Annotated in this window: 19 protein-coding genes; 6 read left to right on the top strand and 13 right to left on the bottom strand. The window is 68.0% G+C overall.

Annotated features, from left to right (window positions below; translation table 11 throughout):
• Positions 1–38: 38 nt before the first annotated feature.
• Positions 39–296 carry a hypothetical protein gene (locus ACGFNP_RS40940; protein WP_393328094.1) on the top strand — a complete coding sequence of 86 codons (258 nt, stop codon included), beginning with the start codon at positions 39–41 and terminating at the stop codon, positions 294–296.
• Between the two features lie 18 nt (positions 297–314).
• On the opposite strand, the gene ACGFNP_RS40935 is transcribed toward ACGFNP_RS40940, so the two are convergent.
• From ACGFNP_RS40935 to ACGFNP_RS40920, 4 genes are read right to left on the bottom strand one after another with little or no spacing between them, the layout of a single operon-like run.
• A complete protein-coding gene (locus ACGFNP_RS40935; protein ID WP_219531607.1) occupies positions 315–1,094 on the bottom strand; it encodes an ABC transporter permease in 780 nt (259 codons plus the stop codon).
• A complete protein-coding gene (locus tag ACGFNP_RS40930; RefSeq protein ID WP_358323290.1) occupies positions 1,091–1,849 on the bottom strand; it encodes an ABC transporter permease subunit in 759 nt (252 codons plus the stop codon). Before ACGFNP_RS40930 ends, ACGFNP_RS40935 begins: the two co-directional genes overlap by 4 nt.
• Positions 1,850–1,862: 13 nt before the next feature.
• A complete protein-coding gene (locus tag ACGFNP_RS40925) occupies positions 1,863–2,615 on the bottom strand; it encodes an ABC transporter ATP-binding protein (protein ID WP_358323292.1) in 753 nt (250 codons plus the stop codon).
• On the bottom strand, positions 2,612–3,655 hold the full coding sequence (locus ACGFNP_RS40920; RefSeq protein ID WP_358323294.1) for an ABC transporter substrate-binding protein: 1,044 nt from the start codon (positions 3,653–3,655) through the stop codon (positions 2,612–2,614). The genes ACGFNP_RS40925 and ACGFNP_RS40920 overlap by 4 nt, the downstream gene beginning before the upstream one ends.
• A 218-nt stretch (positions 3,656–3,873) precedes the next feature.
• On the opposite strand from ACGFNP_RS40920, the gene ACGFNP_RS40915 reads away from it, so the two are divergent.
• Positions 3,874–5,055 carry an amidohydrolase family protein gene (locus tag ACGFNP_RS40915; RefSeq protein ID WP_393328090.1) on the top strand — a complete coding sequence of 394 codons (1,182 nt, stop codon included), beginning with the start codon at positions 3,874–3,876 and terminating at the stop codon, positions 5,053–5,055.
• Here the strand turns inward: ACGFNP_RS40915 and ACGFNP_RS40910 are convergent.
• Positions 5,020–6,168 (bottom strand): PucR family transcriptional regulator, encoded by a 1,149-nt coding sequence (locus ACGFNP_RS40910; protein ID WP_393328087.1) that lies wholly within the window; start codon positions 6,166–6,168, stop codon positions 5,020–5,022. The two genes, ACGFNP_RS40915 and ACGFNP_RS40910, sit on opposite strands and share 36 nt — an antisense overlap.
• Positions 6,169–6,256: 88 nt before the next feature.
• Here ACGFNP_RS40910 and ACGFNP_RS40905 point away from each other — a divergent pair, with 88 nt between their 5' ends.
• On the top strand, positions 6,257–7,198 hold the full coding sequence (locus ACGFNP_RS40905) for an adenosine deaminase (RefSeq protein ID WP_393328084.1): 942 nt from the start codon (positions 6,257–6,259) through the stop codon (positions 7,196–7,198).
• Between the two features lie 43 nt (positions 7,199–7,241).
• Here ACGFNP_RS40905 and ACGFNP_RS40900 read toward each other — a convergent pair whose 3' ends face one another.
• Positions 7,242–8,432, bottom strand: a complete 1,191-nt coding sequence (locus ACGFNP_RS40900) for a low temperature requirement protein A (RefSeq protein ID WP_393328081.1) — start codon at positions 8,430–8,432, stop codon at positions 7,242–7,244.
• Positions 8,433–8,524: 92 nt separating this feature from the next.
• Between ACGFNP_RS40900 and ACGFNP_RS40895 the strand changes: the two genes are divergently transcribed.
• A complete protein-coding gene (locus ACGFNP_RS40895; protein ID WP_393328078.1) occupies positions 8,525–8,614 on the top strand; it encodes an RbsD/FucU domain-containing protein in 90 nt (29 codons plus the stop codon).
• Between the two features lie 42 nt (positions 8,615–8,656).
• Here the strand turns inward: ACGFNP_RS40895 and ACGFNP_RS40890 are convergent, their stop codons facing one another.
• The 7 genes from ACGFNP_RS40890 to ACGFNP_RS40860 form a co-directional block, all read right to left on the bottom strand.
• Complete coding sequence (locus ACGFNP_RS40890; protein WP_393328075.1) at positions 8,657–8,869, bottom strand: hypothetical protein; 213 nt, start codon at positions 8,867–8,869, stop codon at positions 8,657–8,659.
• A 160-nt stretch (positions 8,870–9,029) separates the two neighbouring features.
• Positions 9,030–9,521 (bottom strand): AAA family ATPase, encoded by a 492-nt coding sequence (locus tag ACGFNP_RS40885; RefSeq protein WP_393328073.1) that lies wholly within the window; start codon positions 9,519–9,521, stop codon positions 9,030–9,032.
• A 35-nt stretch (positions 9,522–9,556) separates the two neighbouring features.
• Positions 9,557–10,216, bottom strand: coding sequence for a DivIVA domain-containing protein (locus ACGFNP_RS40880; protein ID WP_358323307.1), 660 nt, complete (start codon positions 10,214–10,216; stop codon positions 9,557–9,559).
• The gene (locus ACGFNP_RS40875; protein WP_358323309.1) at positions 10,216–11,337 is read right to left on the bottom strand and encodes a globin domain-containing protein; all 1,122 of its coding nucleotides are present in this window, start codon (positions 11,335–11,337) and stop codon (positions 10,216–10,218) included. Before ACGFNP_RS40875 ends, ACGFNP_RS40880 begins: the two co-directional genes overlap by 1 nt.
• Positions 11,338–11,715, bottom strand: a complete 378-nt coding sequence (locus ACGFNP_RS40870; RefSeq protein ID WP_393328069.1) for a group 1 truncated hemoglobin — start codon at positions 11,713–11,715, stop codon at positions 11,338–11,340.
• A 130-nt stretch (positions 11,716–11,845) separates the two neighbouring features.
• Complete coding sequence (locus ACGFNP_RS40865; protein ID WP_358323315.1) at positions 11,846–11,998, bottom strand: hypothetical protein; 153 nt, start codon at positions 11,996–11,998, stop codon at positions 11,846–11,848.
• Positions 11,999–12,440: 442 nt separating this feature from the next.
• The gene (locus ACGFNP_RS40860; RefSeq protein WP_393328066.1) at positions 12,441–12,836 is read right to left on the bottom strand and encodes a YbaB/EbfC family nucleoid-associated protein; all 396 of its coding nucleotides are present in this window, start codon (positions 12,834–12,836) and stop codon (positions 12,441–12,443) included.
• A 137-nt stretch (positions 12,837–12,973) separates the two neighbouring features.
• Here ACGFNP_RS40860 and ACGFNP_RS40855 point away from each other — a divergent pair, with 137 nt between their 5' ends.
• Positions 12,974–13,285 carry a hypothetical protein gene (locus tag ACGFNP_RS40855; protein ID WP_393328064.1) on the top strand — a complete coding sequence of 104 codons (312 nt, stop codon included), beginning with the start codon at positions 12,974–12,976 and terminating at the stop codon, positions 13,283–13,285.
• Entirely contained in the window at positions 13,282–14,016 is a 735-nt protein-coding gene (locus ACGFNP_RS40850) for a WXG100 family type VII secretion target (RefSeq protein ID WP_393328062.1), read from the top strand. Before ACGFNP_RS40855 ends, ACGFNP_RS40850 begins: the two co-directional genes overlap by 4 nt.
• Positions 14,017–14,083: the final 67 nt, after the last annotated feature.

Here is a 14,083-nt window from a genome sequence, read left to right as displayed (position 1 = left end):
CCTTCGGTTGACGAGATCACCACGCTAGGTCGACCGCGGTGCCCCTGGAGCGGGAGGGCGGGCAGGCGCAGTTCATCGTGACCGCCCAGCCGCCGGTGCCCCAGGGTTCGCTGCTGGAGCCGGTGCTGTCGTGGGTCGAGGACAACCTCGCAGAGGAGGTGACCCTGACGGCGATGGCCGGGCGCAGCGGGCTGAGCGAGCGGACCTTCAGCCGCCGCTTCCGGGAGCGGTTCAAACGCGTGGTCGGCGTCACCCCGCGGTCCTACCGCGCCTCCTTCCGGACCGCCGCCTCCTGACGGCCCAGGCCGCCCCGGTCAGTCGCGGGTGTCCGAGAAGCGGGCCAGGACCAGTGACTCGACGACGCCCACGACCGCGTACGCCAGGATCGACACGGCCGTGACCACCACGATGTCCGCCCACACCTCGTCGTACCGGAACCCGCCGATCGCCCGCAGGATCCCGGCCCCGATCCCCTGCCCGGTCGCCAGCCACTCCGCGATGAGCGCCCCGATGATCGAGGCGGGCACGGAGATCCGCGCCGAGGCGAACACCGAGGGCATCGCCGTCGGCACGGCCACCTTGCGCAGCACGGTCAGCCGCCCGCCCCCGTACGCCATCACCAGGTCAGTGGCCTGCGGCGAGGCCGAGCGCAGCCCGAAGGCGATGTTGACCAGGGCGGGGAAGAACACCACGATGCCGCCGATGACGGCGACGCCGACGAGTTCGCGGCCGAAGACGAGCGTGATCAGCGGCGTCATCACCACGAGCGGCACCGAGCGCAACAGCATCGCGACCGGCATGAACGTCTGCTCGACGGTCCTGAACAGCACGAACGCCATCGCCACGACGACCGCCGCGACCATCCCGGTGGCGAAGCCGATGGCCGCGTCCCTGATCGTGATGCCCAGGGCGGCGAAGACCGCGTCGCGGTGGGCCGCCGACGAGCCGAACAGGTACTCCCAGACCTGCGGGGGACGCTTGCCCACCAGCGGGCTGATGCCGAACGCCTCCAGGGACAGCCACCAGATCGCCACCACGATGACCACGGAGGGCAGCAGCGGGCCGACGACCCGCAGCACGATGCGGCCGATCATCGGGAGGACCTCGCTCTGCCGTACGACCAGGGTGTGACCACGCGCGCGACCAGCGCGACGACCGCGTAGCCGAGGCCCGCGACCAGACCGGCCACGAGTGCCAGCCCCCACGTGCGCGGGACCTGGAACTGCTGCTGGGAGATCATCAAGGAGACGCCGAGTCCCTGGTCATTGCTGCCGAGGTATTCACCGATGATGGCGCCGAGCAGCGCGGAGGGGGCCGAGATCTTCAGCCCGGCGAACGTGCTCGGCAGCGCCGCGATGATCTGGACGTGGCGGAGCTTGGCCAGGCGGCCGCCGCCGTACACCGCGATGAGGTCGAGGCTGGTCCGGTCGGCGGAGCGGAGCCCGAGCAGGGCGCCGATGAGGGTGGTGAAGAAGACGGAGACGGCGGCCAGGAACACCACGGCGGCCTCACCGCCGAAGACAACCAGGATGATCGGGCCGATGGCCAGCAGCGGGATGCAGTAGCTGATCACCGCGAGCTGCGTCGCCACGGCCTCCAGGCGCGGGACGAGCAGGACGAGCAGCGCGACCCCGATGGCCAGGCCGTTGCCCCAGAGGAAGCCCTGGAGCGCGGCGCTGACGGTGGCGGTCGTGTTGGGGCCGTAGAAGCCCCAGCCGTCGTGGCCCATCCCGGCCAGGACCGCCCACGGCGTCGGCACCGCGCCGCCGTCCGCGAAGACCGTCACGGCGAGCAGCCACCACAGGGCGATCAGGACGGCGACGCCGAGCAGGCCGTGGATCCGCTTCACGAGCCGTCCCCCTTCACGAGCCCTGCCCGAAGAGCAGGTCGCTGAGGTGGTCGTGGATGGCGTGGAACTCCGGTGTCCGCATCATCTCCGGCACACGGGGGCGCGGCAGGTCGATCTCCACCAGCTCCACGATCCGGCCCGGGCGCGGGCTCATGACGGCCACCACGTCCGACAGGAAGATCGCCTCACCGATGCCGTGGGTGACCATCAACGTGGTGGCGGGCTTCTCGGTCCAGATGCGCAGCAGCTCCAGGTTGAGCCGCTGGCGGGTCATGTCGTCCAGGGCGCCGAACGGCTCGTCCAGCAGCAGCACGCTGGGCTTGACCACCAGCGCGCGGGCGATCGACACGCGCTGCCGCATGCCGCCCGACAGCTCGGCGGGCCGCGCCTTCTCGAAGCCCTGCAGGCCGACCAGCTTGATCAGGTCGTCGATCACGCCGGGCTCCGGCTTGAGCCCGGCGACCTCCAGCGGCAGCCGGATGTTGGCCGCGACACTGCGCCAGGCCAGCAGCGCCGAGTCCTGGAAGGCGATGCCGAGGTGGTGGCTCCTGCGGAGTTCCTCGGGGGTCTCGCCGTTGACCCGGATCTCGCCGGTGGTGGGCTGTTCGAGCCCGGCCAGGATGCGCAGCACGGTCGACTTGCCGCAGCCCGAGGGGCCGAGCAGCGACAGGAAGGAGCCCTTCGGCGTCTCCAGGTCGATGTGCTCGATCGCGGTCAGCCCTCTGCTGAACGTCTTGCTCAGCCCCGTGATGCCGATGCCGGTCATGAGAGCTTGAGGCTCGCGTCGGCCTTGTAGATCTCGTCCAGGATCGTCAGGTCGAAGAGGCTCTCGGCCTTGACGGTCAGCCCGGCCTTGGCGAGGGAGGCGATGTTCTGCTCGATCAGCTCGGCGGTCATCGTGAACAGGCCGTTGGCCTTGGCGTCGGGGGTGACGACGAGTTCGTTCTGCATCTTGGCCTCCTCGGTCTGCTCGGCGACGTCGAGGTTCTGGTCCTTGCCGTACGTCTTGGCGGCCAGCTCCGCCGCCTTGGCCGGGTCGGCGACGGCGTCCTTCCAGCCCTTGATCTCGGCCGTGAGGAACGCCTTGAGCTTGTCGCGCTCCTTGTCGATCGTCTCCTGCGTCACCGTGAACGTCTCGGCGACCAGCGGCAGCCCGTGGTCGGCGAACAGCATGTGCGCCGCGTCCACGCCCTGCATCTTCAGCCGCACCGGGCCGCTGGTGACGAAGCCGACATAGCCATCGAGCTGGCCGGAGGTCAGCATCGACGGGTCGGACTGGAACGGCACCCGCGTCACGCTCGACGGGTCGAGGTTGTTGGCCTTGAGCAGCGCGTTCCAGACCAGCTCGTTGGAGTCCTGGACGCCGATCTTCTTGCCGGCCAGGTCCTTGGGGTCCTTGATCGGGTTCTTGCCGAGGGAGACGATGGCGAAGGGGTTCTTCTGGAAGGTCGCGCCGACGATCTTCAGGGGCGCGCCCTGGAGCACGGCGGGCGCGGTGATGGTCGGCGTCGACAGGCCGATCCAGCAGCGGCCGGTGGTCAGGCCCGACTCGACCGAGGTGCCGGAGCCACCGCCCGACAGCAGCTCCACCTGCGAGAACCCGGCGGCTTTGTAGTAGCCCTTGCTGTCGGCGAAGTACTCGCCGGCGAACTCGACGTTCTTCTTCCAGGAGAGCTGGATCTTGACCGCGCCGAACCCGCTCCCACTTCCACCGGACGTTCCGCTGTCGCCACAGGCGGCCAGGCCGAGCGCCAGTCCGGCCAGACCTGTCGTCCGCAGGAACGCGCGACGGTCGAGGGTAGCCATAATTCTCCTTGGAACGGCGATGAACATGCAGGTCAGGAAGCTATCCAGTGATTATTACCATCGTGTGACGGAAAACCGGTCACGGCATGGGGTGGGATGATCGGGTGGGGAAAAGCCCAGCCCCGGCGCTTCGGACCCTGTAGGTCCCTACGAGAGCGCCCGGTGAGGTCCGTAGATCCCTCCAGCGGCCGGGGGCGTCCGGTAGCGTCCTTTACGAGATGAGACTTGACGGAATCCCGCTTTGGGACGGTACCGAATACAGGGGCCCGGTCGAGCTGAGCTGGGAACCGGACCGGATCGGCGAAGTACGGCCCGCCACGCAGCGGCACGACGATCTGTGCGCGCTTCCCGGCCTGGTCGACACGCACGTACACCTGATCGGCTACGCCGGCGAGGGCCCGCCGCCGGACTTCGCCACCTGGCCGCTCGTCACCACCCGCGACGAGCAGGTGCTGCACGGCGTCGCCCACGCCCAGCGGGCCATGCGCCACGGCGTGACGACCCTGCGCGACCTGGCCGGGGACGAGGCGCAGATCGCGCTGCGCCGGGCCTTCGACGCCGGCGTGCTGCCCGGCCCACGGGTCCAGGTCCACGGCGTGGTCGGCATGACGGCCGGGCACAACGACCTATTCGTGCCGCCCGCGATCCCGCAGCGCAAGCCCACCGCCGACGGCCCCGACGAGTGCCGCAAGCTCGTACGCACCTGGGCCCGCGCCGGGATGGACGGCATCAAGCTCACCACCAGCGGCGGCGTGCTGTCGATCGGCGACAAGAACGGCTGGCGCAACTACACGCGCGAGGAGATCAGGGCCGTCGTCGACGAGGCGCACGCGCTCGGCATGCTGGTCGCCTCCCACGCCCACTCCGAGGACGGCATCCGCGTCGCCGTCGAGGAGCACGTCGACTCGATCGAGCACGGCACGCTGCTGAGCCGGGACCTGGCCGAGGTGCTCGCGGCCCGCCGCACGCCCGTCGCGCCGACCCTGCTGATCAACGAGGCCATCGCCGAAGGCCGGGTCCCGGTCACCGCGGAGTCCATGGCCAAGGCCGCCGAGCTGGTGGCCACGCGCAACGTGCTGCTCGCCGAGGCGGCGCGGCTGGGCGTCCGTTTCGTGCTGGGCACCGATGCCAACGGGCACCACGTGCAGTTCGGCGATCAGCTCGCCGAGGTGGTCCATATGACCGAGATTCTGGGCATGTCCGCCCCGGAGGCGCTGCGCGCGGCCACCTCCGACGCCGCCGACTCGATCGGCATGCCGGTGGGCCGCATCGCGCCGGGCCTCGGGGCCGACTTCATCGTGCTGCGCGGCCGCCCTTGGGAGCGGATCGCGGACCTGGCCGTGGCGAACATCGTCGCCGTGGTCTCACGTGGCCGGCTCGTCGCGGGCCGGCTGCCCTGACCTGAGCGCGAGGTACAGGTCCGTACGGTCGCGCATCGACGACATCCGCCGCCCGGTCAGCTCCTCGATCCGCTGCATGCGGTAGCGCAACGTGTTGACGTGCACATACAGCTCGTCGGCCGTCCGCTGCCAGGAGCCGCACGTCTCCAGGAAGACGTCCAGCGTGCGCAACAGCTCGGAGCCGTGCCGGGCGTCGTACTCGATGATCGGCCCGAGCAGGTGCTCCCTGAACGAGCGGCGCACGCTCACGGGCAGCTGGGCCAGCAGGAGTTCGTGGCTGTCGACGTCGGCGACCGACATGACGGACACCGGCCCCTCGCCGTAGCGGGCCGACTCCATCCCGCGCCGCGCCGTCTCCAACGCCTCGCCGAGCTGCGACACGCTGGCGGTCGCGTCGCTGATCCCGGCCGCCACCCGCATCCCCGGCCGGTTGGTCACGAGCAGGCGCAGCTCCTCGGTCAGCGCCTGGCGCGACACCTTGCCATTCACCAGCACCATGGCCTCGTCGGGCCGTCCGCCGACGACCAGATGCCGGCCTCTGCGCTCCAGCGCGTACATGATGGCGGGCACGTCGTCCTCGTCGGTGCCGCCCGTCCTGGCCACCACCATGGCCGTGGTCGGCAGCCCCGGATCGGCCCCGAGCAGCCGCAGGTGGGCCGAGACTTCACCGGGCGCGATCCGCTGCGTGCCCAGGAGGTCGAGCAGCGTCTGCGCCCTGGCCTGCTCGTCCTTGCGCCGCTCGGCCGCGAACGCCTCCTCGGTCACCACCTCGGTGATCGCGCCGAACGACTGGTCGGGCGCGGCCAGGAGCAACGGCAACCGGCGGCGTTCGCACGCCTTGACCAGCGCGTCCGGCAGCTCCCCCAGCACGACCAGCCCGACGATCAAGCCGGCGACGTCGCTTGTCCACAGCGCGTCGGCGAACGTCTCGCAGTCGGACGGCTGGTTGTACCAGACCCCGCTGGTCAGCACGAGGTCGCCGGAACGCAGGTAGCGCCGAGGGTCGGGCAGATCCGTCGGATAGGCCCGTTTCACTTCCCTGCCGAGCCCTTCGTGACCGGTGACCGGCACGAGGCCCAGGTCGTCGCGCCCCAGCAGATCCCCCAGCCTCATGAATCTGATGTTATGCCAGGTCAACGAGTGACAGTTCGGAGGTTCGCACGATACCGTGGCCGGCGCGTTGTCGGGTTTACTCGATCACATGCGGCCCAAAGCTGAACTCCACCTGCACATCGAAGGCACCCTCGAACCCGAGCTCGTCGTCGAGCTGGCCAGGCGTAACGGGATCGACCTGCCGACCTTCGACGCGGAGGCCATCAGGGCCCGGTACGACTTCGCCGATCTCCAGTCGTTCCTGGACATCTACTACGAGAACATGGCCGTGCTCCGCACCGACCGGGACTTCTACGATCTCGCCACCGCCTACCTGAGGCGGGCGCGGGCGCAGGGTGTACGGCATGCCGAGATCTTCTTCGACCCGCAGGCGCATCTGAGCAGGGGTGTGTCGCTGGAGGCGGTGTTCGGCGGGCTGTCGGCCGCCCTCAAGGACAGCGACGTGTCGGCGGCCCTGATCATGTGCTTCCTGCGTGACCGGGGTGCCGCGGAGGCCGAGGAGGTGCTGCGGGCCGCGCTGCCGTACCGGGAGCACTTCATCGGCGTCGGGCTGGACTCGGCCGAGGTCGGGCATCCGCCGGCGTTGTTCCGCCGGGTGTTCGACATGGCGGCCGCGGAGGGCCTGCGCCGGGTCGCGCACGCCGGCGAGGAGGGCGGACCCGACTACGTGTGGGAGGCCCTGGACGTCCTCAAGGTGGAGCGGGTGGACCACGGCATCCGCGCCATGGAGGACCCGTCGCTGGTCGCCCGCCTGCGGGAGGAGCGGATCCCGCTGACGGTGTGCCCGCTGTCGAACGTCCGGCTGCGCACGGTGCCGTCGCTGCGGGACCACATCCTGCCCGCGATGCTGGACGAGGGCCTGCTGGTCACGGTCAACTCCGATGATCCGGCGTACTTCGGCGGTTACGTCGAGGACAACTACCAGGCGCTCAGCGACGAGCTGGGCATGACGGAGGCGCAACTGGACCAGATCGCCCGCAACTCCTTCGCGGCGTCGTTCGTCGAGGTTCCTCTGGAGGGACGTCAGTAGGGTGATCGCCCTGCGCGGCATGGACCCGCGCCGGCCGCCGGCCTCATAGGGCGGTGGACGCGGGCAGGGATCGGCGTTCCTCGCGCGCCAATGTCGTCACGAGCAAGAGCACGAGCACCGCGGCGATGACGCTCAGTCCCGCGGCGACGCCGATGCTCGGCGCGACGAACGCGGCGAGCAGCACGAGCACCACCGCGACACCGATCGCCCCCGGCCGCACGACCGTACGGCTCACCAGGGGTGCATGCAGCACCCACAACAGGACGAGCATGATGACGACCGGGATGGCGACCGAGGCGACCACGACCTCCGCCCCCGCCACGATGTGGTGCTCCCCCTCCCCTACCGAAGCCACCGCGACCTCAAGACCGGCGCCGAGCGCGGCAAGCGCCGCGAATATCACATAGTGCCCATAGCCCCAGAAGAACGACCTTTCCCGACGTTCCTTGAGCCCGTCGCCGGCGGGCTCGGAGAAGTAGATCCACCACAGCGCGAAAAGGATGACGAGACCGGCGATCGCGATGACGACGAGGCCGGCGCTCAGCCCGTGCGCGACCGCGCCCTGCACCGCGTTCGTGGCCGCGAGCACGCTCTCGCCCAGCAGGATGATGGTGAACAGCCCGTACCGCTCGGCGATGTGGTGCGGGTGCCAGCTCGTCGATCCCGTACGCTCCGCGATCGGCGGCACCGCGAGGTCGAGGACGGCGCACACGACGAACAGCCAGACCGGCCCGCCGCCCGGCAGCGCGAGCTTGGACACCCAGAGCACCTGGACGAGCGAGATGCCGATCGCGTAGCGGAGCGCCGTCGCGCGTCCTTCGGGGTGCGCGACCGCCGCGCGCAACCACAGGCTCACCAGCCCGGCCCGCATGACCAGGTAGCCGATCGTCACGATGGTGAAGTCACCGTCGAACGCCGTGGGCACCCCGGCCGCGAGCACGAGCACGCCGGCCATCTGCAGGAGCGTCATGACGCGGTACGGCACGTCGTCGGTGTCGTACGCGGAGGCGAACCAGGTGAAGTTCATCCACGCCCACCAGATGGCGAAGAAGACCATGAGAAACGGCCCGATCGCCGCCACGCCATGGCCTTCCTCGGTCGCATGGGCGAGCCGGCTCACGATCTGCGACGCTGCGGCGACGAAGGTGAGATCGAAGAGCAGCTCGAGCGGGCTCGAGACGCGGTGTGGTTCGGCGAGGTCGCGGGCAGCCATACGAGTGCGGAGCGGCGACATATGCCCACCTTATTGGCGCATATGGCCCGACCTGGCCTCGCCGGAGCGGGCCGACCTCGCCATCAGAGAGAACCTGCCCGGCCTTTCTGGACGTGCTCGACGCCTCGGCGCGGGCGGCCGTCCGCGCCGGCGAGTTCACCCCGTACGCCAACGTCCTGCTCAGCGCGGGCGTCGTGTTCTGATCGAATGACCGGTCCCCGGCGAGCCGGGGACCGGCGGCGAGGCTACTTGAGCCAGAGGATCCAGCCGTCGGGATATTCGGTGCACTTGTACGCGTTGAAGTTCTCGCGCACATACTGCTGGCCCGCGTCGACGCACTTCTTCTTAGTTGGGAAATGCCCGTAGGACACCCAGTCGGCCGCCTGAGCGGGCAGACCGAGTCCGACGACGGCCAGAACGGCGATTCCCGCGCCCGCGAGCGCAGTCCGTACACGCATCTTTGACTCACCTTCACCACTTGGGACAATGCACGAAGATCATCGCAGGGCGGGGCGAGCCGGGGACCGGAGAGATTTATCAAGTGATCTGATCAATATCGTCAGCTCTCGCCCTTGCGGACGACCTCTCCCGCATGACAAAAAGGGAGGTCCGACGCGCTCATGCTGGCGGATCGTTCCAATGATCGAAGAGAGCGAGCTCCTCCCGGCCGGGAGCCTCAAAGTCCTCGGCCCATCGCTCGATCATGTTCCTCGTGATGACAGCCGCGTCCGGCGCGCCTGTCCCATTACGGGCCTCCAGGCGCCGCAGCAGCTCGTCGCGCGTCACATCCAGATAGCGCAGTTCGACTGCAGCACCGAGCAGGCGAGCACGCAACCGCAGCTCATCGCGTTCAGCCCGAGCCCAGAAACCGAACTCCAAGATCACAGTCTGGCCGAGACCCAGAAGGCTGTACGCGTGTTGCCGGAAGAGACCCTCCAGCCGGTCACGCGCGTCCGCCTCGTGGAGATCGATGCCCAGCCCAGCCAGCCACTCATCAGGGCACAGGCGAACGGCGGGCAGCTCGTCGGCCAGACGCTTGGACAGCGTCGTCTTTCCCGACCCCGGCAACCCGCACAACAAGATCAATCGCCCTGGCCCGTTCCTTTTCACCCCACAAGTTTCGGCGGGCGCGCGACCGGCCGGAACTAGTCCTGGCTCAATGAGGAGTACGAGGAGTACGCGGCGACGTTTCGGTTCGTATCCGGCAGGGTGCCCAGCTTGTTGACCTCGTTCGCCAGTCCTTCGAGAACCGCGCGCAACTGGACCTGGGTGACCTCCGCGAAAGTACGCAGGTAGGCGATACGGCGTTCCAGTTCCTCGGCTTCGACCGAATGGACCTCACCGCTGGAGCGGTAGACGTTGACCGCCTGGCTGGCGGCCTCCTCCGCGCGCTGCTGCGCCTCCTGGAGCAGCTGCTCGTACTGCTGACGCGCTTGGCCCACCAGTCGGCGGGCGTAGTCCTCCGCCTCGGCTATCTGGGCGTCCGCCGTCTGCTGAGCGCGGGAGAGGAGGTTGACCGCGTCGACGTTGAGCCTGGCCTGCTGAGCGCCGCCCGGGTTGGTGGTGTCGGTGCCGTGGTCCTTGTACCAGTTCTTCAGACGGTCGACTTCCGCGCGCAGTTCGGCCTTCTCCATGTCGCTGGCCGTAATGTCCTCGGCCATGCGATACAGGAAGTTACGTACCTCATCTACGTTGTAGCCGCGGCTTCCGAGCTTGGCGCGTGAGAAGTCCTTGTTCCGCACCCGATCCGGTGTGAGTGGCTGGCGGGCGTTCGACGGGCTCTGTGCCCAGGGCGTCTCTCCCATCACTGCTCCCTACCTACGGCACTGGTGAACTCGTCGAAGCGGATTTGCTGGGGCGGCACGCCGGCGTCCAGCAGCCGGGCGACCGAGCTCTGAACCATCTCTTCGGAGCCGCATACGAAGACATCCTGACCGCGCCAGGCCTTCAACGCGACGTCCACCACATAGCCGTTCTCACCGCTGTAGAAGCTGTCATGGGACACGACGGGCACCACGCTCAGCCATGGGTTCTCGGCGTCCATCTTGGAGAGGGTCTCGAGGTCGTACAACTCGCGGGATGTCCGCGCACCCATGAAGAGCCGGACGTTGCAGCGCGACCCTTCGTAGGCCACCTGCTCCACGAGTGCCTTGAGGGGAGCGAGGCCCGTGCCACCGGCGATCAGGAGGAGGTCTCTGGGCTGGCTCGTGTCGAGCGTCAGCTGATCGCCCATCGGCGCGCCGACCCGCAGGATGTCGCCGCGTTGCGAGCCGTGCACCAGAGCCGTGCTGACCGCGCCCGCGTCGACCACGCGTACGTGCAGGTCGATGGTGTTGTCCCGGCGCGGCGCGTTGCCGAAGGAGTAGAACCGCCACATTCTCTGCCGCTGCGCGAGCGAGATCGACGCGGACTGCCCCGCGCGGAAGGGGTAGGGGTAGTTCAGGCGGGCCCGGATCACCGCGATGCCAGGGGCGCGCACCTCGTGCAGGATGATCTCGCCTTCCCACCAGGGCGGCGACGTGGCTGCCGACTCTTCGGCCGCCTCGATCATCACCTTCGAGACCAGGCCGTACGCCTGCGTCCAGTCATGGGCCAGGGCGGGAGTCCAGCGATCGCCGAGAAAGTGCTGCAGGGTGGCGAGCAGCGCCTGCCCGACAGCGGGATAGTGCTGCGCGACCACGGAGAACTTCCGGTGGTCGCGGCCGAGTTGCTGGAGGAACGGAACCAGGTCGTCCACCTGGTCGACATTGCTGACGACGCGTCCCAACGCGGTGACGAGCCGGTCGCGCTGAGTGGCCATGGACACCGGGAACAGGCCGCGCGTCTCGGGATACATCAGGAAAAGGGCTGAGTAGAAGAACAGCGGCACTTGATCACCCGACCGGGCGACCAGGTGCCAGCTGTCCTTTAAAGCTTGCGTGTCCACTTACTCGGCTGCCTCTGCGGGCTGCTCCACGATGGACCCGCGCACCTGGCCCAGGACCGTGACGACGTGCTGCACGATCTCCTCATCGGCGCCGTACTCGTCCCGGAGCACCGTGACGAGCAGGCCGCCGACCTTCTCGTAGTGCTCCCCGGTGACGCCCATACCCCGGTGCGCGTCGGCTAAGTCATGACCTTCGTACACCTCCGGGCCACCGAGGACGGAGCACAGGAGCATGACCATGTGCCGCTTGAGCCGCGGCATGTCGATGCCGTCGAAATACGGCTTGAGCTCGGGCTCGTCCAGCACGAGCATGTAGAAGCGGTCGACCAGGTCGCGAACGGTCAGAGCGCCACCGACCTTCTCATAGTGCGAAACCATAGGTACTACAAATCCTCCTAAATCGGACACGCAGGAGTGCGCGCACTTCCGGGGCAACAGCTTGTGTCGCGGGGAGTCAATTTTTTGGTTCTACGCGGGTTACGGCGAGCCCGATCCAGCGGGGCGGCCGTCAGTCGTTCGCCTGGGTGTCCCCCTCGATGGAGGTCACGTCCGCCTTGTCCGCCTGCCTGCTCGGGACTCGGCGGGCGTCGGCAGGTCCATCGAAGGCGGCGACGGCCGCAGGCGTCTCGTCCACCCGCGCGGGCCACACGGGACTCTCCATCGCCGATGGATGAACCGACCGGCGGGGAGCAGGCGGAAGCAGGCCGACGAGCACAGGCCGCGGGACGACGCCGTATCCCGTTACCGTCGCCACCACCTCAGCCATCGCCGCAGGCGGTCTGAGCGCCATTCATGCCCCCATAGAGCGGGTCCCCCGTGCAGGCCGTATACCTGTACTGGCCCTAGCCCCTTCAGGCTTCCGAGCACGCGATCATGTCTCAGGCACACTAGGGGGTGATCAAGGCGCTCGCAACTTGTCCCACACGGAAAGTGTTCCGTTTTAGACAATCGGTCCGCATTTAATGTCCGTTTTAGACAGTCGGTGCGTATTAAAGGCCCGTCCGACCTGGTATAACCGATATTTCCGGCGACCTTCTCGCCGCAGCTTGGATCAGGCCAGCGTCAAGTGGCCGGCGATCGACGGCGAAACCTCTACCTCGCGGCTAGCGGCTCTGAAGGGCGGCGACGAAGTCCGACTGGAGGGAGTTCAGGCGGGCGCGGGCCTCGGCCGGATCCATGGGCAGGGGGGCGGCGTGGTCGATGCCCACCGCGCGTACCTGCTCCTCCATCTGCGCGCGGACGGACAGCTGGGCCGCGCGTAGCGCCGCCACGATGGCCTCGGACAGCTCGTCGATGCCCATCGTCCGCAGCACACGCGGGTCGAGCCGGAGGTCGCGAACCAGGCCGTCGGCCTCCACCGTTGCCTTGATCTTCCCGTCCGCCGCCGTGGCCTCACCGGTGACGTCACGGAGCCCGCGCATCGCCTCGCCCAGCTTCACCATGGCCTCGTCGGCCTGCCTACTGATCTTTTCCAGCTCTTCGGGCGTGACGTCGAACATGGCGTCGAGTTGATCAAGGTTGTCTTAACCGGCCGCCAGCGAACGGTGGCATTCCGCCGAACATCGGGTGAACCACGACGATCAAGGTCTGCCGAGTCGCAAAGATGACCTTGACGTACCACATCAAGAGGAGCCGTATGTCTTCCCAGGAAGAAGCACGTTTCATCACCTCGAAAACGATCTACTCGATGAGCGAGCACTACAGCGACATCTGGGATGACTTCCTGCTCAGCAAGAAACGCGTCTGGCTCGAGGCAGACCTCGACGACGCCACCTTCGGCGTGACCCTGTCGAAGATCTTCAAGTCGGCGTACGACAAGGCGTACGAAGGCTGCGTCGACGCGCTGGACGACGGCCGCGAGGCGGCCGGGGACATGTCCAGCGCGCTGTCCACCTGTGCCCGCAACTGGCAGCGGGCCGAGCAGGCGAGCACGGTGACGTACCAGTGATCGCGCCTGGAGCAACCCTTCTGGCGATCCGGCGGCTCAGCGTCTTCGCGGGCATGCCCATGGTGGGACTCTCCTTGCTGGAGAACCTGAACATGGACGTGGACAAGATCGAGAAGGCCGCCAAGCTCTGGAGAAACGCGGCCAGAGCCCTTGACCGCCCCGTCGAGACGCTGGACGGGCTCCCCGCCGCGGCGCGGAGAGGCTGGATCGCCGACGATCAGCGCGAGTTCTCCCGGGTGACGGGCCACATGCACACCTCTACCGAAGAGCTGCGGGATGCGCTCGACAAAATGGGGGAAATCCTCGAGACCACGGTCTTCGCGTTCCGGGTGTTCGGGAAGGCGATGGCCGGTTTGGGCGTCACGATCTCAGCCGCCTCCGTGTACGCGCTCACCATGATGTTGACGTCGCCGTACACCGCTCGCGTGTACCTGAGGTATCTGGCGAGTGCCGCGGACAAGGTGCTGACCGGGATGTGCGCCGTGCTCATCACCTATGTCATGGGGCAGGCGACCGCTCTTGCCATCGTCGCCACCGAGGCCCAGCAAATGGGCGAGATGGCGAAAACGCTCCTCGATCCGAACGGCTTTTCGCGGGCGGAGCTGCGCGAGGTGGACTTCTCCTCGGTGAAGATCAATACCAAGAAGTTCCCCACGTTCACGAACTTGGAGTCCGATCAGAAGGTGCCTGATGACTTCTGGGTGGCTCCCAAGCCCAAGACGTCGCCATAGCCGGTTCCGCACGGACCGGCTTCGTCGCGGGTCGGTCACTAGTGCATCTCTTGGCGGAGTGGGTGAT

Origin of the sequence: Nonomuraea sp. NPDC049269 (assembly GCF_043197155.1) — a bacterium.
Taxonomy (GTDB): domain Bacteria; phylum Actinomycetota; class Actinomycetes; order Streptosporangiales; family Streptosporangiaceae; genus Nonomuraea.
This window is presented reverse-complemented; position numbering and strand designations above follow the sequence as displayed.

Bases quoted from the DNA above. Each gene is read 5' to 3' on its own strand.
- ACGFNP_RS40860 (WP_393328066.1), bottom strand. From the start codon at position 12,836: ATGTTCGACGTCACGCCCGAAGAGCTGGAAAAGATCAGTAGGCAGGCC.
- ACGFNP_RS40890 (WP_393328075.1), bottom strand. From the start codon at position 8,869: ATGCGTGTACGGACTGCGCTCGCGGGCGCGGGAATCGCCGTTCTGGCC.
- ACGFNP_RS40920 (WP_358323294.1), bottom strand. From the start codon at position 3,655: ATGGCTACCCTCGACCGTCGCGCGTTCCTGCGGACGACAGGTCTGGCC.
- ACGFNP_RS40925 (WP_358323292.1), bottom strand. From the start codon at position 2,615: ATGACCGGCATCGGCATCACGGGGCTGAGCAAGACGTTCAGCAGAGGG.
- ACGFNP_RS40855 (WP_393328064.1), top strand. From the start codon at position 12,974: ATGTCTTCCCAGGAAGAAGCACGTTTCATCACCTCGAAAACGATCTAC.
- ACGFNP_RS40900 (WP_393328081.1), bottom strand. From the start codon at position 8,432: ATGTCGCCGCTCCGCACTCGTATGGCTGCCCGCGACCTCGCCGAACCA.
- ACGFNP_RS40865 (WP_358323315.1), bottom strand. From the start codon at position 11,998: ATGGAGAGTCCCGTGTGGCCCGCGCGGGTGGACGAGACGCCTGCGGCC.
- ACGFNP_RS40905 (WP_393328084.1), top strand. From the start codon at position 6,257: ATGCGGCCCAAAGCTGAACTCCACCTGCACATCGAAGGCACCCTCGAA.
- ACGFNP_RS40870 (WP_393328069.1), bottom strand. From the start codon at position 11,715: ATGGTTTCGCACTATGAGAAGGTCGGTGGCGCTCTGACCGTTCGCGAC.
- ACGFNP_RS40910 (WP_393328087.1), bottom strand. From the start codon at position 6,168: ATGAGGCTGGGGGATCTGCTGGGGCGCGACGACCTGGGCCTCGTGCCG.
- ACGFNP_RS40935 (WP_219531607.1), bottom strand. From the start codon at position 1,094: ATGATCGGCCGCATCGTGCTGCGGGTCGTCGGCCCGCTGCTGCCCTCC.
- ACGFNP_RS40915 (WP_393328090.1), top strand. From the start codon at position 3,874: ATGAGACTTGACGGAATCCCGCTTTGGGACGGTACCGAATACAGGGGC.
- ACGFNP_RS40880 (WP_358323307.1), bottom strand. From the start codon at position 10,216: ATGGGAGAGACGCCCTGGGCACAGAGCCCGTCGAACGCCCGCCAGCCA.